The organism is Rickettsia philipii str. 364D (genome assembly GCF_000283995.1).
GTDB classification, from domain to species: Bacteria; Pseudomonadota; Alphaproteobacteria; order Rickettsiales; family Rickettsiaceae; genus Rickettsia; species Rickettsia rickettsii.
The window spans coordinates 722,892-746,061 of sequence record NC_016930.1 but is presented as its reverse complement, the minus strand read 5'-3'; the positions used below and the strand labels follow the sequence as shown (position 1 = coordinate 746,061).

The following is a 23,170-nucleotide window of genomic DNA, read 5'->3' as shown; positions in this document are numbered from 1 at the left end:
TACTGTTTGCTGTCATACCGTGCCCGCCACGGTATCCAAAAAACAACTTATAACACGCATTTTTTAACATTTTTACCGGATACCGTGGCAGGGCCACGGTATGACATTATTATGAAAAAAATTATTTTTAATAAACAACAAGATTTTATATCAATTATAGAACCGGCGTCAAGCTGTCTAGATGCACAAGATAAATTAAAGGAAGCTATTAAAATACTAGCGTTGCATGGTTTTAAAACTTTAGTAGATGATAAGATTTTTTCAGGTGATGCATTGCCTTTTTTCGCTGCTTCTAAAGAGGAAAGGTTAAGAATGTTTGAAGCTATGGAAAATGAACAGGTTAAAATAATTTGGGCTTTTCGTGGCGGATGTGGATGCAGTGAATTTGTAGAAGATTGTTTTAATATAGAACAAAAAGGGGATAAAGTCCTGATAGGCTATAGCGATATTACCGTTTTGCATTTATTACTAAATAACCATTATAATATCCCAACTATTCACGGTTCAGTGTTAACTTCGTTACTACCGCCTACTAATCAGGATATTATGCCTATAATAAATGTTCTTAAAGGAGAAAAGAGTGAAATACAACTTATACCTATAAAGAAAATTAGTGAGGAAAATATAACAGGTACAATAACAGGCGGGAATTTAACGGTTTTAACTCAATTGATTAGTACTGGTTTGCAAATTCATTCTCATTCCTATGCTTCTTTATGTCATTCCCGCGGAAGCGGGAATCCAGAAAAAATAATACTGGATCCCCGTTTCCACGGGGATGACAATAAAATTCTATTGCTTGAAGACGTTAATGAAAAAGCCTATGCCGTACATCGTAATCTAGTTCAATTAAAAAATACCGGTATATTTGAACGCATAAAGGCAATAATCTTTGGTGATTTTACTAAAGGGGATGAGTTTGTAGAACAAGCTATAAAAAGTTTTTGTTTAAATCATATTCAAAATATTGGAACTTATAAAGCAGTAGGAATAGCGCATGGAGAAGTAAATCATCCAGTTATTATGAATCATGAAGTAATTATAAACAGTAATGTTTTAAGTTTTACTAGCCCTTTTGAAATAGTAGAAAACAAATGACAAATTCTATCAGAATAGGTACAAGAAAAAGTCCACTTGCTTTAATACACACTAATTTAGTTATTCAGCAAATCAAACAATTTTTTCCTGATGTCAATTGTGAAATAGTGCCGATTATTACTAGCGGGGATTTAATCCAAAATAAACCATTATACGATATAGGCGGTAAAGCTTTATTTTTAAAGGAAATAGAGCAAGCCTTGCTTGATAAAAAAATTGACTTAGCTGTTCATTCTTTAAAAGATGTACCGGGTAGAATACCTGAACCGCTAGTAATAGCTGCTGTTTTAGAGCGTGAAGACCCCAGAGATGTTTTTGTTTGTCTAAAATATAAATCTATAGAAGAGCTGCCACAAAATGCCGTAATAGGTAGCTCGGCAGTACGAAGAAAAGCATTTATCCAAAAAATAAGACCGGATTTAAAGGTAACGGTTTTTAGAGGGAATGTTGATTCAAGAATAAAAAAGCTAATGACCGGCGAAGTTGACGCAACAATTTTAGCATATACAGGTCTTAAAAGGTTAGAGGTGTTTAATCCGGAGTATTGCCATTTGATAGAGTATTCACAGATGTTACCGTGTATAGGGCAGGGAGTCATTGCAGTTGAGATTAGAAAAGATGATAATGCTATGCTTGAGATATGCAACCAAATTAATCATCTTCCCACTTTTGAGCTCATAAAACCCGAAAGAGCATTTTTAGAGTATCTAGATGCTAATTGCCGCACCCCGATTGCTGCTTATTCACAATATCTAGATGCAAATCCTAGACATCTTTCCAAACTCGCTTATAGGGAGGTATTTGAAGGAAACACAGAAGCACTTGCCACCGCAGCGTACAAAAGCAATCGCACAGATGCGAGTACCGGATTGACGTACAAATTACCCCTAGAAGTAGAGTTTGGGAAGATGTCTAATATACAAACCAATTTTATGCTCGGTAACCTTGATGGCAGTAAAATAACTTTCCATACCGAAACTACCAATATAAAAACTTCAACAGAAGCAGGCATAAAAGCCGCTAAAATGATGTTAGAAGCTATCTGTAAATAAATTTTAATCGATAATTTAATTCTTTTTTGCTGCACATTATAAGATTTTTTTGAAATATGAATAACACCCTATCAAAAATCTTATCAATTTTTGCTAAAAAAGCTCTTTACTTGCTAATTACAATTTATTTACAGATAACCCATAAAATATCTAAATTTGCAAGATATTATCATGACAATACAAAGATTTTTAGACTTAGAATTATCAAAAGGACAGTCCTGTTGTTTGTGGGGAGCACGTAAAACTGGTAAGTCAACATATCTGAAACAACGTTTTCCGGATATATATAGATTTATTACAAGCTGATATCCTATAAAGTTTACTTTCAAAATCCTGAACGTTTAAGAGAAGAATTGAAGTCAAAAGACGGCATCTCAACTATTATTATTGATGAGGTGCAAAAAATTCCCTTACTGTTAGATAAGGTTCATTATTTAATAGAATCTAATAAAGCTTTACAATTTATCCTTTGCTGCTCCAGTACTAGACTCTTAAAATCAACAGGTAGCAATTTACTTGGCAGAAGAGCTTGGAGATATATGTTTTTGCTGCTCTATGCTATTCTGAGATAAAAGAGCTTGATTGGCATAAAATTTTTAATCATGGACTAATACCTGATCATTATATTGCATCAAAAAAGCTTCATAAATATCTTGCGTCCTATTTATATGACTATATTTTACCTGAAGTACAGTTTGTGAAGCAAATTTAAGAAAACGCAAAGCACTTGCAAGGTTTCTAGAGATTATAGGCATTTCAAACGATGAGATGATAAATTATAGTAATATAGCAAGAGATTGCGGTGTTGATGCAAAAACCGTTAGAACATATCTTGAAATATTAGAAGATATATATTTAGGATATCATCTTTATCCGTATAGATCACTTAGCAAAAGGCGAATTATTACGGAAATGCCTAAATTTTACCTTTTCGATACCGCACTTAGCAAATTACCTAAGGAAATATGAATATCAGGAAATGACAGGGTTTGATGCTGGTAAATCTTTTGAGCATTATGTATTCTTAGAATTAATAGCTTATAAATATTTAAACAACAAAAGAGATGAATTATTTTATTGGTGTACTAAAGAAGGATATGAGGTTGATTTTATATTTCAAAATAATGATGCATTTGAAGTTAAAATTGCTTCTTCTATACAAAAAAATCATTTAGAAGGTCTATTAGAATTTAGTAAAGATAGTGATTTTAAATTACATATATGGACATTTAGTATAGAGCTAAGTATTATTAAATTAATCGATTAAAGGCTAAAAATGCATTCTTCTTTTGAATGGGATGAAGAAAAAAATAAAATTAATATTGGTAGCATAACGTAAGCTTTTATGAAAGCTTTTCTAGATATCAAAAGGATAATCCTTCAAGATGTAGACCATAGTGTTACAGAAAAAAGATATTTTTGTTTAGGTAAAGTTGATGGTAATATTTAACAGTCCGTTTTATGTTCCGAGGTAATCATATAAGAATTTTTGGAGCAGGATACTGGCGTAAAGGCAAGAGAATTTATGAGCAAGAGATAAAATACACTGATGGGGAAATAGGGGAAGTAAAAATAGTAAAAGATTTCTTACCACATCCTAGAGAACTTTTATTAAAAGGTGATTCAGTAAAAGTAACCATGTCTTTAAGTAAAGAGAGCGTAGAATTTTTTAAATCAGAAGCAGCAACTGCACATGTGCCTTATCAAAAAATGATTAGGATTTTACTAGAAAATATACTAAGCACTATAAAGCAAATAAAAGGGTATAATACTACTATAAACTGAGCTGGCGGATAGGGTGGGATTCGAACCCACGGTACGGTTGCCCGTACGCCAGTTTTCAAGACTAGTGCCTTAAACCACTCGGCCACCTATCCAAGAAGATTCATACCAAATAATCTTATATATTTCAAGGGAAATATTGCAATATATGAATCTAAATTACAAATCCGAATTGTTCTTTCACTTCATTAACCGTTTCAGAAGCTCTAATTCTTGCTTTTTCTGCTCCTTTGTGCAGTATTTTTAATAAATATCCTTTATCATTCATTAATTCTAAATACTTATCACGTATCGGTTGTAGATTTGTAATAATAATTTCTGCCAAATCTTCTTTAAATTTTGCGAAACCTTGGTTTTGATAATTACCGATTATTTTTTCCAAGCTTTCTTCGGATAAACTGCTATAAATATCTAATAAATTACTAATTTCCGGTCTTGTTTCTTGATCATAGCTAACAAAACTTAAATGATCGGTTTTGGCTTTTTTTATTTTTTGATGAATAAGATCGTTATCGTCTTTTAAATTGATACGGGCAAAATCCGAAATATCAGATTTACTCATTTTCTTTGATCCATCCCGTAAGCTCATAATTCTTGTGCCTGTTTCACTAATTAAAACCTCAGGAACTTTTAGAATTTCTTTGTTAAATTTTCTATTTATTACCCCTGCAATATCTCTTGTTAGCTCTAAATGCTGCTTCTGATCCTCACCTACAGGCACTATATCGGCTTTATATATTAAGATATCCGCTGCCATAAGTACCGGATAGGAAAATAACCCAAGACACGCCTTTTCTTGATCGCTACCTGCTTTATCTTTAAATTGCGTCATGCGCTTTAACCATCCAAGCGGTGTAACGCAATTTAGTAGCCAAGCAAGTTCAGTATGCTCTTTCACCATACTTTGGGCAAAAATCGTTACTTTGTCGGGGTTAAGCCCTGCTGCTAAATAAACAGCAAGCACCTCCATAATTGAATTGTTAAGTTCTGATGGCTTAATATCAACCGTGATAGCATGCAAATCTGCTAAGAAGAAAAAACAATTATATTCTTCCTGCATTTTAACCCAGTTTTTAATTGCACCAAGATAGTTACCGAGATGTAAAGAACCGGTTGCTTGCACACCGGAAAGAACAGTTTTTTTCATTTAATACCTTTTTATTTTACTCATTGTAAAATTATGTTATAAATACCATTTTTATTAATATAATTATCTTAATTATGCTGTGGCGTTTAAGAATTTTATCATTTTACGGATTATTATCGTTATTTACATTTATTTTTTTTCTTATATGTTACATACCAGTAACATTTTTCAATGTCAACTATCAAATAAGATATAGAATTGCCATTATCTTTTCTTATGCTTTTGTGTGGCTTGCAAAAATTTGTTGCGGTTTAAAATATGAAGTAGAGGGGCTTGAGAAATTACCGAAGACTATTGCAATCGTCGTGTCTAATCACCAATCCTTTTGGGATCAAATGTTTATGCAACTGATTATTCCTAAACATTCTTGGGTATTAAAGCGTGAATTATTTAATATACCCCTGCTTGGTTGGGGACTTCGGATGGTTAAACCTATTGCAGTTGACCGTGGTACTAATAGCTCGGTTGCTCAGATTTTAAGAGAAGGTCAGGAAAAAATAAAAGAAGGATTATGGTTAATAATATTTCCGGAATCAACTAAAGTTCCGCCTGATAGAACGGTAAAATTTAAACCAAGTGCCGTAAAGCTTGCTTCAATTACTAAAGTTCCAATTGTGATGATAGCTCATAATGCCGGTTTATTTTGGCCTAGAGGTTTTTGGTTTAAGCAACCTGGAACTATAAAGATAAAGATTATAGGTGTAATAGAAAAAGAAGAAATAGAGCAAACAGACGTACGTATACTTAATGACAAGGTTGAGCAAATTATTAACAGTGAAAAGCAAAAATTATTAAATTAATATTAGGTTTTAACAATAATTAGTATTATCATAAAATTACAACTTAGTTCTTGTGGAGGTATTTATGGTCAGGACAACAGCGTTAAAATTAATTGCGGTTATCGATAGTAAGCAAATGATGCTTTACGACGCTCAAGGAGTTAAAATTACTACTAATACACCTTTAAAATTATCTTTGGATTTAGAGGAGCATCACCACCATAGAGAAAAAAGACAAAGCCTTTACCAAAATAAATCTACACCGGCTTCGTTGTTTGAGCCGCATACTTCGCTAAAAGATATAGCACATAAAGAAGCAGCACGGAGCGTTATTAAACATTTAGAGAAAGTAACTACTGCTGATCAAGCTAAATATAAGGAATTGATTATTGTAGCAGAACCGCAAATGCTTGGATGTGTTAGACAAGAACTTAAAAACGGTCTAAAAAAGATGATTACTAAAGAAATTGCTAAGGATTTAGTGCAACATAGCGTAGATGCAGTGGAGCGAGCAGTATTTTCTTAGATAATCTTTATATGTCATTCCCGCGAAACCGGGAATCCAGTAAAACCTATAAAAAACTTGTTTTTTTAGGTTTATTTTGTCAATAATCTGTAATTTTTATACTAGTATTAAGGTGATCCTTTCTAGACTCCCACTTTCGCAGGAATGACATAGAAGTCGTACAACAAGCTTTTTAGTCGTTTGTAATGATGATACAAATTAGGTGCCTAACTTATTAAATATTTCTTTTGTATTATTTGCGATAGTTAAACCAATTTGCTTATCTGTATTCTCAAAAGTTTTTATAGTCTTTTCATTAGGAATCTTAATATGTGGTTTGAAAGGCAAACCATTTATACATTGAGTTAGCAAAATATCCTCATGGCTTCTGACATAGTCATCCCCATTTGCTTAAATATTTCTGTTGCTTCAAGTTTTATATCTGCTGAAACGCGTAATCTAATATCTACTGAATATAGCTCCATTCAGTTATTATTATCCGCTATAGTCAAATGATTTGAATTCACTTACATAGTCTCTCGTCGCTCTCCGATTATTATAGGCTGCGCTTCTCGCTCTTTGTAATTACATCCAACTGATTTGACCACATTTTAGTATATATGGCGGCATGCGTCAATACACTCATATTTTAATTCAGAATAGTTGCACTAATAAGAAAAAGTGGTAAAATATCATATCGAACAAATTAAATATTATGAATAATTATGCCACAAATTTATTTTAACGGTCCGGAAGGACGAATTGAAGGAAGATATGTAAAAGCTACCGCGCCTAACGCCCCTATTGCATTAGTTCTTCATCCTCATCCTTTATATGAGGGTAATATGAATAATAAAGTAGTTTATAATGCCTATAAGATTTTAGCAGATAACGGTTATACAGTCTTACGTATTAATTTTAGAGGAGTAGGGGGATCACAAGGTAAATTTGATAACGGAGTCGGTGAAGTGGTTGATGCGGGGGCAGCTCTCGACTGGTTACAGCAGAATAACCCAAATGCTCAGTCTAATCTGATATTAGGATTTTCTTTCGGAGCATGGATAGCTATGCAACTTGTAATGCGACGTCCGGAAATAAATCATTTTATTGCTATTTCACCGCCGGTTAATACAATTCATAAATATGACTTCTCATTCCTCTCACCTTGTCCTATTCCAGGATTTATATTACAGGGAGATAATGATAGTATAGTATCGGCAGATGATGTAAAAGACCTAGCAAATAGATTATCTAAGCAACAATCCCATATTAAAGTTGATTATAAAATTATCAATGGAGCTGACCATTTCTTTCGTTATAAAACTGAAGAATTTTCTAAAGCAATAAATGCTTATTTAATAACAATTCAATCTAATTATCATCACCATAGTAATAATGTAAATGAAGAAATTAGTAAGCACCCAAAGAAATTATTTTTATATTAGTTTTTGTTGTGTGGTTCGGCTTATCCGTCATTGCAAGCAGGCGTTGTTGCAGGTACCCAAGTCGTCATGGCGAGGAAATTGCGTAGCAATTGACGAAGCAATCCAGTAAAAATTCTGATTTACAGAATTTTTTTATCACCATGTAGCCTACGGCTGCTTGCAATGACGACTCGGTATCCACGCAACAATATCTCGTGGGAATAACATAAAAGAATCCATATCACAACGTCTACAATTCTAAATAAGCTTCTATTGCTAAAATTAATATTTCATCTTTTTTAGCATCTAACTCTTGAGTTAATTCTTCATAAATTTGCCTATCTGATAGAGAAGTGAATTTTTTAAATAGCTGCACTAATTTTAAAGAAGGGATAATACGAAAAGCATCTTTTAATATTTTGATCTTTTTATTAACATTAAGCTTATTATTTAAATTAAAGTAAAATTCTAGTAATTCGTCGTTATAAAAATTTAAATCTACAGCCGTTGCCAAATAATCTATAGCATTAGTCGTATTATTACTTTCTACTTCTTGCTTCACTGCTAATAAATAATACTCAGCAATTTCCTGCATAGACTCATGTTTATGAAATTTTGCGAGCTTATTCGTTATAAAAATAAATTTTGTCCATAGAGAAAGTCTAGCATAACAACGCATTAAAGTAATTAAATTGTCAATATCAAGTTCATTGAAATTATAAGCCTTGGTTGCGTAATTTTCTGCTTTCTCATAAAAAGATTTATCATAATAAAGTTTTGCTAGATTTTTGCTACCGTAAAAAACAAATTCTTTAGATGTAATAAGTTTTTGAAAATAGGAAATTTTTCTATCTACATCCTCTTCAGTTACGGCTAAGATTAAATTATGGAATTCTTGTGAATCTTTTAGATCCTCAGAAGATAAATTTTTGCGAGCAATAGAAGCAGATTTAGCTTTATTATTCATAATATATTCGGCAAAAGCTAAAATTAAAGCATATCTACCATGATTAATTTTTCGTTTACTAAAAATATTATGTATTTTAGATGGTAAATCGATAATTAATATTAGGAATCTAATGACAATAAAACAAGAAATTAGTAATAAAAGACCTAAAATAAGACTAAAGAACAAGTTAGTCTCTATATTATAATCATATAAACTAATAAAAACTTTTGAATCAAAGCTCTCTATAAAAGTAAACCCGAAATAAAGCAGTAAAAAAGTAGCACATATTAATAATAACCTAAACATCTTTATTTACAAACTCCTGCATAAATTTTTCTGAATAAAGACAATCGATTAGATAGTTTAAGTTCTCTAAAATTAGAGGTTTATCTTGTTCTTTTATCATCATAGCAGAAGGTTTTTTTTCAATTTTGATAAACTTCGCCAGCCACTTATGGTTGGTAGGAAAAATTACTTCCGTACTACTTGATTTAGAAAAAAGATAATTATTATATGCTTCTAAGTTATTTAAAATATTCCTTATATCTTGAGGCAGCAGACGGGACTTTACTATTCTTAGTTCTTTACTATAATCCTTATCTTGCATGAAATTATATACTAATAGATTTACATTTAATAAGTAATTAATATAGTCAAGTGATACCCATACGCCTACCTCATCACTCGTCGCTCTCCTATTAGTTATAGGCTTCTTCGCTTCTTGTTCCTTGTATCCGAATGAAGCTGAATTGACTACAGTTTCTAATTTTGGTTCTACTAAATTAGTCGGTGCTTCAGGAAACTTTAAAGAACTTACGTAATTTAAAAGCGACTTGGTAGATAATAGAGGAGCTGCTTCCTTTTCTTCCAGGGTAGTATTTTCTTTATTTTCTACTGCTTGATCAGGAATGTGGCTTAAATCCTTATTTTCACTTTTAAAAAGTTTTAAAATATCGGATCTATTATGATAAAGAGTAAAAGAAGATAAGACAAATATTACTATTGCTATAAAAAAGATGTTTTTGCTTTTAAATAAACTATCGAATTTGTGCATTTTCAGATAATAACTTGATTATATCGTTAAGGTTTTGATCATCACAATAAACCACATTTTTTATAAAAGGTCTAACTATATTTGCAACTTTCAAACTTATGGCTACAACTAAACTATCTTGTAAGTACTCTAGTAAATTATTTTGCAGTAATAATTTTACTAAAGTCCTAGCACTATTTTGAGAATAAAGTAATATAAAATCAATATTATTTTTAAATGCTTTTATAATAGATACGGGCAGCTCATTCAAATATTCTACATTATAAATGATATGTCTAGCTATTTTGCTAGGTAAATCTTTAGTAATTTCATTTGAAGATAAATATATAGTCTGCTCATATAAATCAGGAGGAAAATGCTTAATCAAATCTTCCACGTTTTTAGCAGTATACATTACTTTCTTGCCTAATAATCGTTTTGACTTACTACCTACTACCCAAATATCTTGTTTTAAGTTATGACCGGTTAAGATACTTGCTGCATATTTACTAGTTATTATTATATTTGAGTAATTATCTAAAATAGCGATATTAAAATCTAGAGTTTTATATTTAATTAAAGGACAATGAATATCACGTAAATCTAAATTATATTTACTTATTTCCTTTATAGTTTCATTATTTTCTTCAATATGTCTAGTTAATAAAACCGATTTCATACAATATTTGTACTCCAATATAAAAAGCAACTGCCCAAATAATAATAGCAGCTATTTTATTAATTATAGTGAAAATCGTACTACTTTTATTTAGCTTTCTAATATTATAACCTGCAACTGCTAAAGAAAAAAACCATATCCAAGATATAAGTATGCAAGTTAAGGTAAATATAATTTTTGCAATACCGCTATACTTTAAAGCACTAATACCTATTACTATAATCGTATCCATAATTGCATGCGGATTTAATATTGACACCGATATAGCAAATAAAATTTGTTTTTGAGCTGAAAAAGCCCCGTAATTCATTGTAAGATCAATAGGCGGCTGATTCCAAGTATTATATCCCATATAAATTAAGAAAATAAATCCAACAATAAATATAGATAATTTTAACCAAGAAATTTCAAGAATTAACAAAGATATCCCAAGAACTGCAATACATATAAGCATAGTATCACATATTGAGGCTGCAATTATGCTAGGTAAAGCCTTGCTAAACTTTGGCTGTGTTGCTCCTTGATTGAATATAAAAATATTCTGTACTCCGAGCGGCACTATTAAACCGAGAGCTAAAACGATGCCATGTAAAAAAGCACTTAATATATCATTATTCATTTAAATAGCCATTATATACTAGAGCTATGCTCCAAATTGTTACTGCTCCCATTTTATTAATTATTTTTAATATTATAGCATTTTTATTTAATTTTCTAATATTATAACCAATTATTGCCAATGATAAAAATTATATACAAATAAACATTAATTTTAATGTCATTTCCTTGATATTTGTAAAAACCAATATTTAATATACTCATTATATATGGGTTTAATATAGATAATATTGATATCACAATATAGAAACTAAACTTTGTTTCTACATAGAAATAGGCTAAGGTTCTATTGTTAAATTAAAATATGATTGATGCCAAGTATTATATTCCATACAGATTAGAAAAATAAATCCAATTATGAAAAGAGGTATTGTTATATCAAATCATAAAAATAAAGAAGAAATCATGATTGAAAACGATTATATGTATAAGTATATTATAACATAAGCAACAATTACACTAGGTAGAGCTTTTTTGAAGCTACGATATTTTGCACTGTGATTTAATATAAAAATACTTGGTATAATGGAAGAAATAGCAAAATACGGTATTAAAAATATTATACTTAATATATTCATGCATTATTGTAATTTAGTTTTTATTTTTAATAATATTAATAGAGACGGAATAGTTATAATAGTAGTAAATAAAAAGAAATTTTGCCAACCGAAATTTACTACCATATAGCCTGAAATTATAGGAAAAATTGAGCGCGAAATCCCCATCATCGATGAAAGAAAAGAATATTGAGTAGCTCGAAATTGACCTTGACAGAGTGCAGAAATAAAAGCGATATAAGCAGTCATTGTCATACCGCCGGTAATACTTGCTATTCCTATCGTAATAAATAATAATAAAGAATTTTTACCGTTTATTTCAAGAAAAATAAATAAAATATGTCCTAAAGCATGAATAATACCAAATAAAAATATACTATTTAATATATTTTTATGTTTCATAATAACCCCGCCGACAAGTCCACCGATTATAGCTCCTACAACTCCACAAAACTTTCCAACGCTTGCTATTTCAAAAGCATCATACTCAAGATGAAGCAAAAACGGATTAATCATAACATTAATTAAGTTATCCGGTAACCTATATAATACTAGGAAAATTAATATAAGAATAATGAAATAAACAGAACCTATAGGTTTTAACGCATTATATATAAAATTTATTATGTTTTTTTTATTTTGATTATTTTTTATATCATTCTTGATTATCTGTATATGTATGTTCTCGTTTAAATAACAATACTTAATTCCTACAATCAATAAAATTAAATAAATAAATACTAAACCGGCAAAGATTTTATATATTTCATTAAATGTTAAATAAATAGATAAATAAATAGCTCCAGAACCGGCTAAAAGCATACCGACCCGATAACCAAATATATATATTCCTGAAGTAAACCCAAGCGATTCTTTAGGTACTATTTCCGTTCTTAAAGCACTTAATATAGTATCTTGTGCAGCACTAAAAAAAGAAATAATTAAAGCTGTGAAAGCAAATAATAATAGATTAGTACTAGGATCTAGAAAGCTGAAAATATATATAAGAAATATCAATGCACTACTAGTTAAGCAAATCCAAGATAATCTATGACCGAATATTTTGTTTAAATATTTAATTTGCACTGCATCAAAAATCGGTGCTAACAAGAAATTAATAGAGTAGGGAAGCGTTATGAATGATAATATACCGATTGTTTGCAGTGCTATATCTTCTTTAGCAAGCCAATAATTTAAAGTATTACCGGTCATCATTAGATTAAAACCGCTAATAAGCCCAAACAACCAAATAATACATAAACGAGAGTTATTTAACATGAATTTATATACTTCGAGTAAATGAAGAATTGATAGACGAAGATCAACTTCAACAAGAGCAAGGAGTCTATAAGGCAAAGAGCGGAGCGTATACTTAATACGTGAGCACCGCAGAGCTTATGAAACAACATAGCCAATTTTTGAAGTTGATCGAGTATATATGCCTTTAGCTCTAAGTGCCTATAGGCTTAATATGCAAAAATGTGAGTCTTCTGTTGATTTGCAGCATGTAATGTAATCATGTTATTTTAATGTCTCAATATCTTTCTTATCTAATTTTGTTATTTTCATAATAGTTTCTAAAGAAAGCCCTTCTTTTTTCATTTCTTTAGTCATAGTAATTTTCTCTTTGTTTCTACCTTCTTCAATACCTGCTTGTTTCCAGCTATGAGCTAAGCTATTCATAAGGTTTCCTCCTAATGCAGGGTTTAAATGCGATTTAAGTATTTTTTCTATTTCTATTTTATCATTTTCCCTAATCTGATTCAAGGTGTAGAGGACAAAATTAGCTCTATATAATCTATACCGATATTAACTTTAATAAATTCTGGTCAAAGATCAGCTACTTCTTGCCATCTCTTTAATAAATCTCGTTTGTGGATCTGTTTTAAAAAAAACTGCAAGATTCCAGACCAAGCTTTTTCTTTTAATTTTTCATCAGAAATATTTTGAACATTAATTAACTGATAATCATTAATCCATATGTATTTTTTACAAGTTCACTGTTTTCAAATAACTCCCATAGATTAGTCATAAAGTGACAAAAGAATGTAAGAGAAATATAGCTAATTCTTATAAAAATAGCGGGGTAGTATTTTTAAACTTAAAAAATATGCAAAAAACGCAAGATAAAAATATGCTTTTAAAAACTTTACAAAAGTCAAAATGTGATTTTTCTTTTCCTAACTAAGATTTATTAAATCTTATCGATGAGATGGAACTGTTTTACATATTTTTAGACTCAAAGCCCTTATTTTTCTTATTTCATTTTACACTATGCAGGACCTAAGCCATGGACTACCGATAAGCAGGAATTATGGAAGACAAATCAGGACAAATTAGATAAGATCACAAAATATTACTGGCGATATCAAGAAATAACACCTTGGAGTAGTATAAATTAATTATTTTAATTGACTTTAGCACTTAAGAGATTTAAAAGTTAACTTTAATATGTAAGGTTACAATAAAAATGTTACCGCCTAAAATTTTCTTTGAAAAAGTTAAAGAAATAATTTGGCCTATAGAAAGGAAAGAATTAAAGCTATTTATACCTATGGCTTTAATGATGTTATGTATCCTTTTTAATTTTGGGGCTTTAAGATCTATCAAAGATAGTTTAGTAGTACCCTCTATGGGGGCTGAAATTATTAGCTTCTTAAAATTATGGTTAGTATTACCCTCGTGCGTAATTTTTACCGTACTTTATGTTAAACTTAGTAATAACTTAAATTTTGAATATATTTTCTACATTATAGTCGGCAGTTTTTTACTATTTTTCTTATTATTTGCCTATATTATTTATCCAAATCAAGATATTTATCATCCTAATGATGAAATGATAAATAAATTAATTGCTTCATACCCTCATTTTAAATGGTTTATTAAAATAGGTAGTCAATGGAGTTATGCACTGATGTATATTTTCGCGGAATTATGGAGTGCAGTAGTCATAAACTTAATGTTTTGGCAGTTTGCCAATCACATTTTTGATACTTCTCAAGCTAAAAGATTCTATCCCGTTCTTGGAATGGTCGGTAATATCGGTCTTATAATAGCAGGTAGCGTACTTGTCTTTTTCTCAAGCGGGCAGGACGTCATTGATTCAGAATTATTACCGGATGCTTTTAATTTATCTGTTGGAAATGCTATAATGCTTAAGCCAATCATGTCAATTATTGTTACTGCAGGAATAATTGCTATGCTTCTATTTAGAATAATAAATAGATTTATTTTAACAGATTCCATAAATGTTTTAGATGCAAAAAAAGTTACAGCTAAAATGAAAACAAAACTTTCGGTAATTGAAAGTATCAAATTAGTAATTCACTCAAAATATATAGGTCGTATTGCCTTATTAATAGTCTGTTATGGATTATTAATAAATATAGTTGAAGGACCTTGGAAAGCAAAAATAAAAGAATTACATCCCAACACTATAGACTATGTTAACTTTATGGGCAGGTTTAATATTTGGATGGGGATATCATGCGTTACTTTCATGATAATAGGCAGTAATATTCTGAGAAGACTCGGTTGGCTCATTTCGGCATTATTAACTCCTATTATGTTGTCTATTACTGGCTTGATGTTTTTTATCTTTATAATTTTTATTGAAGAAATAGGAGAATGTTTCGGTGATTTTAATCTTCTATATGCAGCGATTATTGTTGGAGCAATTCAGAACATACTGAGTAAATCGTCCAAATATTCATTATTCGATTCAACAAAAGAAATGGCGTATATTCCTTTATCTTTAGAGCTTAGAACTAAGGGAAAAGCTGCCGTAGAGGTAATAGGTACTAAATTCGGTAAATCGCTTGGAGCATTTATACAGTCTTTGATATTTATTATTATTCCGACTGCTACCTTTGATTCTATTATAATATATTTATTAGTAACTTTTATAGTTATGATGAGTTTATGGATTTGGAACGTTATAAAATTGAATAAGGAATATATAGAGCTGTGTAAGTAAACGTCATTGCAAGCGGGCATTGTTGCGTGCAGTCGTAGACTGCATGGCAATCTCATGAAATAATAACAAACTCCTGAGATTGTTTCGTCAAAATTTTCAATTTTTCCTTGCAATGACGAAAAAACTTATCCATACAACAAAAGAAAATCACACTATAATACCGATTTAAAGATGAAAAAAATTCTTAAAATAATATTATTTATAACTATCTTTATTATACTCGCATATAGTGGGTTGTGGTTTACTATTATGTTCTCTTTATCACACTCTATAAATCAAAAATATGCCGGTACCAACCTTAATATAGAAGAGGCTGATAATAATCCTAATCAGCAATATCTTATTAAGTTTTCTAAAGTTCAGCCATATGGTTTCCCTTTCAAATTAGGTATTTCAGTAATTAATTGGCAAGAAGAGAGTATTAATAGAGTAACTGAATTTACCACACCGATAAATATCGGTTATGATTTACTTAAGCAGAAATTATTTATACATTTTTCCGGAGAAGCATTCGGAAAATTTAAGCCGGTTCAAAGAGGCTTTGGAGTAAGATTTTATAATGAGAACTGTATATTATCAACAAAAATACCGTTAAATTTTAAATTATTTGAAATAGTACGATTTAAAAAAGATTTATTTGAAGTTATAAATTTAATAGAAAATATTAAATTTACTTCCGGTAAAACAGAAATTTTTGACTTAGTCGATAATCAAAAATTATATGAAGAAGATCATACTATACTTACTATGTTATTTGACAAAAGTAAGTATTATACAAGTAAACAGGATTTCCTTGATAACATACCGCAAAAATTAGCAATTTATTATGAAACCGAAATAGTACAAAGTAACCTTGAAGATAGAATAATACCTGCCGGCTTATTATTATATAGACCCGCTTGGAATAATAATTTCAAATTTTCCGGTAATTTCTTGATTAGTACTAGTAGTGTGAATTTTAAAGATATTGCTAAAGATTTAACAATTGAAGTTACTAATGCAAAAATCAATAGTAATAACTTTGAAAATAATATTAATTTATTATATAAAGGTAAGTTAAACGATTTCGGCAATAATAATATTGATCTTTTGGTAGATTCGCAATTTAAGCTAAAACCTGGTTTTATAATAGGTTCATTAGAATTTATAAAGAAATATTACGATAAGCAAACCTATTTATTTAAACTTTCTGATAATAAGCTATATAAAGATTTTAATAATGAACTAAGCTATATTTTAAATAATAATAAACAATATAATTTTAGTATTTTTGAAGATAGGGAATATAATTTTAATTTAAATATTAATTTAGTAACTGAATTAAACAAATTAACTAGAGCACAGATAAATGCTTTAAGTCTCTATTCAAACGCATCGGGATTTAATATAACAAATGAAACTATAGTAAATGCTCTTAAAGATTCTTACAGTAAAGGTACGATAATAATTAATGATTACTCTAGAATAATAGATGTTTTAAGTGCATATATATACGGAGTAGGGGATTTTAAAGATTTTTCGGAAGAGAGTAAGGAAGTATACGGGAATGCTTTGAAATCATTTTTAAAAACTATTTCTGATCACCCGAATTCATCTAATTTAATTGATGCTAGCATTGAGTATGTGTTTGATTTGTCCGATTTAAACAAAGCTAAAATAGGTAATATAGATGATATAAATAAACTTATACCTTTATATTATTTATCTTTATATCAAGCAGCAGTAAAAAAAGTGCAACCCGGTGAAAATGTAAAAGAAAAAATTATGGAGTTAATTCCTAATGTTAATCAAAAAATATTAGAGGAATGTATACTCGATGAACTGCGTTAATCATCATTGCAAGCAACTGAAAGGAGCGTGGCAATCTCAGGATTTTGGCACGAGTATAAAAATACCAACCATGAATATTATAGTAAAAATACAGCAAGATTTAAAAGATGAAGTAACTAAGTTAAACAATTTAATCATTAGCTGTTTAAAAAGTGATGAAGAGTTAATAGAAAAGGTCGGTAAATATTTACTAGAAGCAGGAGGTAAAAGAATTCGTCCGCTTTTAACTATAATAACTGCTAAAATGTTTGATTATAAAGGCGATAATCATATAAAGCTCGCAAGTGCCGTTGAATTCATTCACACCGCCACATTGCTTCATGATGATGTGGTAGACGACAGTACTTTAAGAAGATTCAAACCTACGGCTAACGTTATTTGGGGCAGTAAAACAAGTATTTTAGTGGGTGATTTCCTCTTTAGTCAGTCTTTTAAGTTAATGGTAGCTTCCGGCTCTATTAAAGCTATGAATGTTCTAGCTAAAGCTTCAGCAATTATTTCCGAAGGGGAGGTAGTACAGCTAGTGAAGTTAAATGAACGACGTATTATAACTATAGACGAATATCAGCAAATAGTTAAATCTAAAACCGCCGAACTATTTGGAACTGCTTGTGCAGTTGGAACTATTATAGCAGAGCAGGTAGACCATATTTCTAAAGATATGCAGGACTTTGGGAAATTACTCGGTACGATATTTCAGGTTATAGATGACTTGCTTGATTATTTGGGTAATGATAAACAGGTAGGCAAAAATATTGGCGATGATTTCTTAGAAGGAAAAGTTACGTTACCGCTGATTTTTTTATATAATAAGTTAGCGCAAGATAAGCAGCTTTGGCTTGAAAATATAATTAAATGTGATAAGCGTACTAAAGATGACTTTGTAAAAATACATGACTTAATGGTAAAGCATGAAATTTACAATGAAACAGTTAATTATTTGAGTAACTTAGAAAATGCAGCAAGTAAGTTATTAAATAAAATTCCGGTTCAGAATATTTATAAAGACTATTTGTTTTCGATTATTAAATTTATTTTGGATCGCTCTTATTAGTTATTTGCATTCGTAGCTCAGCTGGATAGAGCGTTGCCCTCCGAAGGCAAAGGTCGTTGGTTCAAATCCAATCGAATGCACCATATAAAATTTTATTTTCCATAATATAGATTATAGAACAACAATTACTTAATTAATTTTGACGAATGACGAATGGCTGGGACGGGAGGATTCGAACCTCCGGATGACGATACCAAAAACCGTTGCCTTACCACTTGGCGACGTCCCAATGTAGAAAAGTAGAAGTAGACTTTATACCAATAAATAGCAGAAACGTCAATTACAATATAAATTTATTTCATTATTAAGCCAATTCCTCGCTTGCGTGGATAATAAATCATAAATTTTAGCTCTAATTTTGTTATAATATTCCTTGATATAGTTTATTTCATCAATATTAAGTAGTTTCATATTAGTCAATTTACTAGCATAAGGCACTAGGCTTAAGGTCTCAAACTCAAGCCATCCATTATTTTCTTTTACATACATCAAATTCTCAATCCTAATACCATATTTTCCAGGAACATAAAACCCCGGTTCATTAGATAAGATCATACCTGCTTTAAGTATTGTTTTATTAAGAAGATTTATGCTTTGCGGTCCTTCGTGAACACTTAAGAAGCTCCCTACCCCATGCCCTGTACCGTGTGGATAATCTAGCATTTCTTGCCATAAATATTGCCGAGCGAGTATATCAAGATTAGCTCCTGCGATGATATTTTTTGGGAATTTTGCTTTAGCTAAAGCAATATGTCCTTTAAGTACTTGCGTATAACGCTTTTTCTGCTCATCTGTCGGTGTACCTATTACTATTGTTCTAGTTATATCGGTAGTAGCACCTTGATACTGACCGCCGGAATCTATCAGTAATATCCCCTGCCCTTCAATTTTTTTAGCAGTTTTTTGGTCAGCTCTATAATGAATAATAGCACTATTTTCCTGAAATCCGCAAATAGCAGGAAAACTATCCGAAACATATCCCTCTTGTTTAGCTCGTTGCTCTGTAAGCTTTAAACCGAGGGAATACTCGGTCAATTCGTTATTATGTTTTTCTGGATCCCCGTTTTCACGTGGATGACATTGAGAAAAATCAGCAAAAAATTCACATAAAGCTACTGCATCTTTAATATGCAAATCGATTGCATGCTGAATTTCTACATCGTTCTTACAAGCTTTAAGCATTAAGCATGGATCGGTAATTTTTTGTACTTTTTTATCAGCTACTAAGTCCATTATATGAACAGATGCTATAGTATCATCAATAAAAATTCTATAAGCTGGTTTGGAAAGATGTTTATTCTTGCTATCTCTTAAAATATTTTCAAATTCTTCTTCCGGTAAAATCGTTATTTCAGGACGAGCATTAATAATTTCGGCATCGATTCTTGTAGGATTTATAAACAAATATAATTGTGTAGAAGTGAGTATAACTTTTGCAAACATTAAAGGCGTATAAGCAACGTCACTGGCACGCAAATTTAGTAACCAACATATGGAGGAGCTATCGAGAATGACTAAGGCAGATTGCTCGGTGTCATTCCTGCAAAAGCGGGAATCCAAAAAAATTTCACGACATTTACTTATTTTATCAGTATGACTAACGCCCGCCAACTTAATATCATACAAATACACTTTAGAGTTTGGCTCTAGCGGCTGATTTGGCCAAATCTTATCAACTAAATTTCCATTAATCTTCTGAAAATTGAACTTTAAATTTGATATAGTGGGATAAGTAAATAATTCAGAATCGTATCCTATTTTTGCATCTTTACCAAACTTAGATATATCTTTTAAGTCAAAAAGCTTAAAAAGCTCTAAATCCAGCTCTTTATTTGCTTGCTCTAAATAACGTCCATCGGTAAAGAATAATGCTGTATCTTTATATATAATAGCTATACCGTTTGAACCAGTAAAACCTGTTATATATTCAAGTCTCTTTGCATAGCTTGGAACATATTCACTCATATATTTATCGTTAGACGGAATTATATAACCGTCTATATCATATTCTGTGAATAAATTTCTAAGCAGATTAATGCGGATTTTTGTCATGTTTATATCTCTTATGTCTCTTGCCCGCTTGGAGGCTGAGCCGTCATTGCATTGACGAAGCAATCCAGTTAAAAAATTCTGATTTACAGAATTTTTTTATTATTTTTTCTGGATTGCCACGCTCCTTGCAGTCGCTTGCAATGACGGCTCAGAATCCAGCTAGGTAACGCTCATAGACGGGAATGACATTTATACCATCCATAATACAAAGGAATACCAAAGATAGTAAAAGAACTAGCTATAATCAGAGTTTTAACAGGTGTTTCATAGATAACCCATGCACAAAAGATAATCGATATTATAGCTATAAGTAAATAATAATAAGAAAAATTTTCTTTTGAGCTAAAAATCACCTTTAAAAAAGCTAAGCTACAAATTAAATAGACGAATAAGAATGTGATGGCCGAGAAATCTATTATTTGTGTAATCTGTTTGGCCAAATTATCATTTGCCGTAAAGACTAATAACGGCACAATGCCAAGGCAGCTTACAATAATTCCGTGAGTTGGAGCGTTATTGCTATTTTTCTTAGCAAAAAATTTCGGTAATAAACCGTCTTCTGCAAGCCCAAGAGCTATCTGTCCGCTAGTTAGCACCCAAGCATTGAGCGTACCTATACATATAATCGAGGCTATAACCGTAATTACGCTTGACCATTTACCCCCGAATAATAATGAAGCGGCATCGGCATAAGGAGCTTTAGCACTGACAAGTTCAGAAGCAGGGATTAATCCCATTATACCTATGCTATTAATAATATATAACACTGCTACGCAAAAAGTTCCAACTATTATGGCTCGTGGAATGGTTTTTGCCGGATCTTTTACTGCACCTGCCGTGGTAGTTGCACATTCTATGCCAATAAATCCCCAAAAAGTAAGAAGTACAACTCTTCCCATAATGCTCGGAATGCTTAAATTCTCTACTTCCTCGGCAATAGTTATATTATCTATATTAAAATGTGATAAAGCACATAAACCTACTATAAGCAATGGAACAAATTTTAAGAGAGTTAAATAAAACTCTGCTTTTCCTGCTACTTCAGGACCTTTTAAATTTAAAACCATAATAGCACCTAATAATATGATCTGTAATATTAAGTCTGAAATCGCTTGTGATTTAAAAAAAGGCGTTAGATAACCTATTGCCGAAATGACTACTATACTTGTACTGACAAAGGATATAATCCAGTAAGTCCAACCGGTGAAAAAAGCTATTTTATCCCCAAAATTTTCCCGTACATAAACGTGCGGACCTCCTGTTTTAGGAAATTTTGCACAAAGGGTAGAAAATACAAGTGCTATACTCATAGCACCGAATAATGAAAGTACCCAGCCCCAAATGCTGTATATACCGAACGGTGCTAAACTTAACGGCAAGATAAAAACGCTAGTACCGATTTGACTGCCGGTTACTAAGGCAAAAACCGCCCAGAAACCTAATTTCTGTGACATATTAATCTAATTTAAAGAAACAGCTTTAACATAGCTGAAATAATGATTTTTAGCAATAGTTAAAACTACTATAATTATTTTACTCTTGATTTCTAAACAAAAGATTGATAGCTTTTTAAGCTATCAAAAATAATCTTAGGAGTTAATATGCCAAATCGCACCGCTAAAGTTTATACAGTGAAATCAGGAGATGCTTTATCAAAAATTTCACAAATTATGATACTCCTGTTCAGGATTTAGTTAAATATACTAATATACGCGATCCTAATCATATCGCAGTAGGCTGGGGGATTTCATTTTCCGGTGATGTGCATGATTTTTCTTAAAATCAAGCTATTGGTGTAATAGTCAACTGCAATTGACTTTTTATGGATGTGCTGTAATTGCTAGAATAGTGTGATATTATCTTTGTTTGGTCCATAATACCAAAAAATTCTATAAGCAGCAGGAATATTATTTTCAGCATAAGCTTTAAATATTTCTTCTCCGTTATGTCTTATGTCCTTTAACAGATTTTTATGTTTATGGGTATTTAAACTAGGATGACGAGGGTTTGCCTGTAGATATGCCAGTGTTTTTTTACTGCTTTTAAACGTTTTTCTAATCCTTTATTATTTTCGAGTTCTTCCAAATCTTTACTAGCTTGAATAGTAAAAAGAATTTTCAAAGTCATCATCTAATTTGATATCAGCATCCCTCATAAGTCTAATTTCAGCCCTTCTTTTTTCCTTTTCTTCTGTATTAAGCGGAGAAAAGAAATCAATTCTTTCCTCTAGTGCTTTTAAGAGAATATCTTATTATAAACCCAGTTAAACATATTTTAAAACCTTTATTGATTCTAAAGTGTTACACGCTAAAAGATTTGCCGCAGCCGCAATTAGCTTTTTCGTTAGGATTGGTGAAAGTGAATTGGGATTTGAATTTAGTCTCTACATAGTCCATTTCAGAACCTAGAATATACATTAATGCCTTTGGGTCGATTAGTATCCGTACGCCCTGTTCTTCAACTACTTCATCGAATTGATTTTTACTATCGGCATATTCCACGTAATAAGTCTGACCGGCACAACCGCCTGACTTAACCCCTACCCTAATACCAAAGGTAGGCTTGGCGCGTTTTTCTATTAGCAATTTTACTTGCTTTGCAGCAGAATCGGTTAATGAAATAACATTTTTCATAT

The 23,170-nt window shown here is 31.0% G+C and carries 26 protein-coding genes, 3 tRNA genes and 1 pseudogene; 14 read left to right on the top strand and 16 right to left on the bottom strand.

Features of this window, described 5'->3' with window-relative positions; genetic code table 11:
• The first annotated feature begins 111 nt into the window (after positions 1–111).
• The 6 genes from RSA_RS03860 to RSA_RS08490 all read left to right on the top strand — a co-directional run bounded on the left by RSA_RS03860 (position 112) and on the right by RSA_RS08490 (position 3,935).
• The gene (locus tag RSA_RS03860) at positions 112–1,098 is read left to right on the top strand and encodes an LD-carboxypeptidase (protein WP_014364786.1); all 987 of its coding nucleotides are present in this window, start codon (positions 112–114) and stop codon (positions 1,096–1,098) included.
• Entirely contained in the window at positions 1,095–2,150 is a 1,056-nt protein-coding gene (gene hemC / locus RSA_RS03855; protein WP_014364785.1) for a hydroxymethylbilane synthase, read from the top strand. Before RSA_RS03860 ends, hemC begins: the two co-directional genes overlap by 4 nt.
• Before the next feature lie 353 nt (positions 2,151–2,503).
• Positions 2,504–2,722 carry an AAA family ATPase gene (locus tag RSA_RS07585; protein WP_231284200.1) on the top strand — a complete coding sequence of 73 codons (219 nt, stop codon included), beginning with the start codon at positions 2,504–2,506 and terminating at the stop codon, positions 2,720–2,722.
• A 181-nt stretch (positions 2,723–2,903) separates the two neighbouring features.
• Positions 2,904–3,119 carry a DUF4143 domain-containing protein gene (locus RSA_RS03845; RefSeq protein ID WP_395164779.1) on the top strand — a complete coding sequence of 72 codons (216 nt, stop codon included), beginning with the start codon at positions 2,904–2,906 and terminating at the stop codon, positions 3,117–3,119.
• Positions 3,120–3,129: 10 nt separating this feature from the next.
• A complete protein-coding gene (locus RSA_RS03840) occupies positions 3,130–3,417 on the top strand; it encodes a DUF4143 domain-containing protein (protein WP_014364783.1) in 288 nt (95 codons plus the stop codon).
• Between the two features lie 194 nt (positions 3,418–3,611).
• Complete coding sequence (locus RSA_RS08490; protein WP_012262414.1) at positions 3,612–3,935, top strand: hypothetical protein; 324 nt, start codon at positions 3,612–3,614, stop codon at positions 3,933–3,935.
• A gap of 2 nt (positions 3,936–3,937) precedes the next feature.
• On the opposite strand, the gene RSA_RS03830 is transcribed toward RSA_RS08490, so the two are convergent.
• Together RSA_RS03830 and trpS are read right to left on the bottom strand one after the other, a co-directional pair.
• Positions 3,938–4,027, bottom strand: a tRNA-Ser gene (locus RSA_RS03830).
• A 59-nt stretch (positions 4,028–4,086) separates the two neighbouring features.
• The gene (trpS, locus tag RSA_RS03825) at positions 4,087–5,079 is read right to left on the bottom strand and encodes a tryptophan--tRNA ligase (protein ID WP_012150895.1); all 993 of its coding nucleotides are present in this window, start codon (positions 5,077–5,079) and stop codon (positions 4,087–4,089) included.
• 74 nt (positions 5,080–5,153) lie between these two features.
• On the opposite strand from trpS, the gene RSA_RS03820 reads away from it, so the two are divergent.
• Both RSA_RS03820 and RSA_RS03815 read left to right on the top strand, forming a co-directional pair.
• Complete coding sequence (locus RSA_RS03820) at positions 5,154–5,879, top strand: lysophospholipid acyltransferase family protein (protein ID WP_012262415.1); 726 nt, start codon at positions 5,154–5,156, stop codon at positions 5,877–5,879.
• Between the two features lie 64 nt (positions 5,880–5,943).
• Positions 5,944–6,384, top strand: coding sequence for a host attachment protein (locus RSA_RS03815; protein WP_004998294.1), 441 nt, complete (start codon positions 5,944–5,946; stop codon positions 6,382–6,384).
• Between the two features lie 198 nt (positions 6,385–6,582).
• On the opposite strand, the gene RSA_RS09520 is transcribed toward RSA_RS03815, so the two are convergent.
• Together RSA_RS09520 and RSA_RS09515 are read right to left on the bottom strand one after the other, a co-directional pair.
• Entirely contained in the window at positions 6,583–6,711 is a 129-nt protein-coding gene (locus RSA_RS09520) for a hypothetical protein (protein ID WP_012262417.1), read from the bottom strand.
• A gap of 17 nt (positions 6,712–6,728) precedes the next feature.
• Entirely contained in the window at positions 6,729–6,848 is a 120-nt protein-coding gene (locus RSA_RS09515) for a type II toxin-antitoxin system RelB/DinJ family antitoxin (protein ID WP_014364781.1), read from the bottom strand.
• Between the two features lie 240 nt (positions 6,849–7,088).
• Between RSA_RS09515 and RSA_RS03800 the strand changes: the two genes are divergently transcribed.
• On the top strand, positions 7,089–7,808 hold the full coding sequence (locus tag RSA_RS03800) for an alpha/beta hydrolase (protein WP_012150898.1): 720 nt from the start codon (positions 7,089–7,091) through the stop codon (positions 7,806–7,808).
• Between the two features lie 229 nt (positions 7,809–8,037).
• Here the strand turns inward: RSA_RS03800 and RSA_RS03795 are convergent, their stop codons facing one another.
• The 8 genes from RSA_RS03795 to RSA_RS08480 all read right to left on the bottom strand — a co-directional run bounded on the left by RSA_RS03795 (position 8,038) and on the right by RSA_RS08480 (position 13,566).
• Entirely contained in the window at positions 8,038–9,042 is a 1,005-nt protein-coding gene (locus RSA_RS03795; protein ID WP_014364780.1) for a tetratricopeptide repeat protein, read from the bottom strand.
• Complete coding sequence (locus RSA_RS03790; protein ID WP_014364779.1) at positions 9,035–9,790, bottom strand: palindromic element RPE2 domain-containing protein; 756 nt, start codon at positions 9,788–9,790, stop codon at positions 9,035–9,037. Before RSA_RS03790 ends, RSA_RS03795 begins: the two co-directional genes overlap by 8 nt.
• Positions 9,774–10,448, bottom strand: a complete 675-nt coding sequence (locus RSA_RS03785; RefSeq protein ID WP_012150901.1) for a uroporphyrinogen-III synthase — start codon at positions 10,446–10,448, stop codon at positions 9,774–9,776. Before RSA_RS03785 ends, RSA_RS03790 begins: the two co-directional genes overlap by 17 nt.
• Positions 10,426–11,067, bottom strand: coding sequence for a LysE/ArgO family amino acid transporter (locus RSA_RS03780; RefSeq protein ID WP_014364778.1), 642 nt, complete (start codon positions 11,065–11,067; stop codon positions 10,426–10,428). The genes RSA_RS03785 and RSA_RS03780 overlap by 23 nt, the downstream gene beginning before the upstream one ends.
• Positions 11,060–11,188 (bottom strand): hypothetical protein, encoded by a 129-nt coding sequence (locus tag RSA_RS03775; RefSeq protein WP_014364777.1) that lies wholly within the window; start codon positions 11,186–11,188, stop codon positions 11,060–11,062. Before RSA_RS03775 ends, RSA_RS03780 begins: the two co-directional genes overlap by 8 nt.
• A gap of 459 nt (positions 11,189–11,647) precedes the next feature.
• Positions 11,648–12,901 (bottom strand): AmpG family muropeptide MFS transporter, encoded by a 1,254-nt coding sequence (locus RSA_RS03770; protein ID WP_014364776.1) that lies wholly within the window; start codon positions 12,899–12,901, stop codon positions 11,648–11,650.
• A 243-nt stretch (positions 12,902–13,144) separates the two neighbouring features.
• Positions 13,145–13,390 carry a hypothetical protein gene (locus RSA_RS03765; protein ID WP_014364775.1) on the bottom strand — a complete coding sequence of 82 codons (246 nt, stop codon included), beginning with the start codon at positions 13,388–13,390 and terminating at the stop codon, positions 13,145–13,147.
• 62 nt (positions 13,391–13,452) lie between these two features.
• Complete coding sequence (locus RSA_RS08480) at positions 13,453–13,566, bottom strand: hypothetical protein (protein ID WP_231284264.1); 114 nt, start codon at positions 13,564–13,566, stop codon at positions 13,453–13,455.
• A 527-nt stretch (positions 13,567–14,093) separates the two neighbouring features.
• Between RSA_RS08480 and tlc3 the strand changes: the two genes are divergently transcribed.
• From tlc3 to RSA_RS03740, 4 genes are all read left to right on the top strand, one after another.
• Positions 14,094–15,599, top strand: coding sequence for a nucleotide exchange transporter Tlc3 (gene tlc3, locus RSA_RS03755; RefSeq protein WP_014364774.1), 1,506 nt, complete (start codon positions 14,094–14,096; stop codon positions 15,597–15,599).
• A 171-nt stretch (positions 15,600–15,770) separates the two neighbouring features.
• Positions 15,771–17,429, top strand: a complete 1,659-nt coding sequence (locus RSA_RS03750; RefSeq protein ID WP_014364773.1) for a hypothetical protein — start codon at positions 15,771–15,773, stop codon at positions 17,427–17,429.
• Positions 17,430–17,499: 70 nt separating this feature from the next.
• Positions 17,500–18,483, top strand: a complete 984-nt coding sequence (locus tag RSA_RS03745; protein ID WP_014364772.1) for a polyprenyl synthetase family protein — start codon at positions 17,500–17,502, stop codon at positions 18,481–18,483.
• A gap of 6 nt (positions 18,484–18,489) precedes the next feature.
• Positions 18,490–18,566 (top strand) — tRNA-Arg (locus RSA_RS03740).
• A gap of 71 nt (positions 18,567–18,637) precedes the next feature.
• Here the strand turns inward: RSA_RS03740 and RSA_RS03735 are convergent.
• The 3 genes from RSA_RS03735 to RSA_RS03725 form a co-directional block, all read right to left on the bottom strand.
• Positions 18,638–18,712, bottom strand: a tRNA-Gln gene (locus RSA_RS03735).
• Positions 18,713–18,759: 47 nt separating this feature from the next.
• Positions 18,760–20,535: an aminopeptidase P family protein gene (locus tag RSA_RS03730; protein WP_014364771.1), complete on the bottom strand. Its 1,776-nt coding sequence runs from the start codon at positions 20,533–20,535 to the stop codon at positions 18,760–18,762.
• 170 nt (positions 20,536–20,705) lie between these two features.
• Positions 20,706–21,989 (bottom strand): APC family permease, encoded by a 1,284-nt coding sequence (locus RSA_RS03725; RefSeq protein WP_012150912.1) that lies wholly within the window; start codon positions 21,987–21,989, stop codon positions 20,706–20,708.
• A 147-nt stretch (positions 21,990–22,136) separates the two neighbouring features.
• Here RSA_RS03725 and RSA_RS09510 point away from each other — a divergent pair.
• Positions 22,137–22,315: pseudogene (locus RSA_RS09510) on the top strand (LysM peptidoglycan-binding domain-containing protein).
• 520 nt (positions 22,316–22,835) lie between these two features.
• Here the strand turns inward: RSA_RS09510 and RSA_RS03720 are convergent.
• A complete protein-coding gene (locus RSA_RS03720; RefSeq protein ID WP_014364770.1) occupies positions 22,836–23,168 on the bottom strand; it encodes an iron-sulfur cluster assembly accessory protein in 333 nt (110 codons plus the stop codon).
• Positions 23,169–23,170 lie beyond the last annotated feature (2 nt).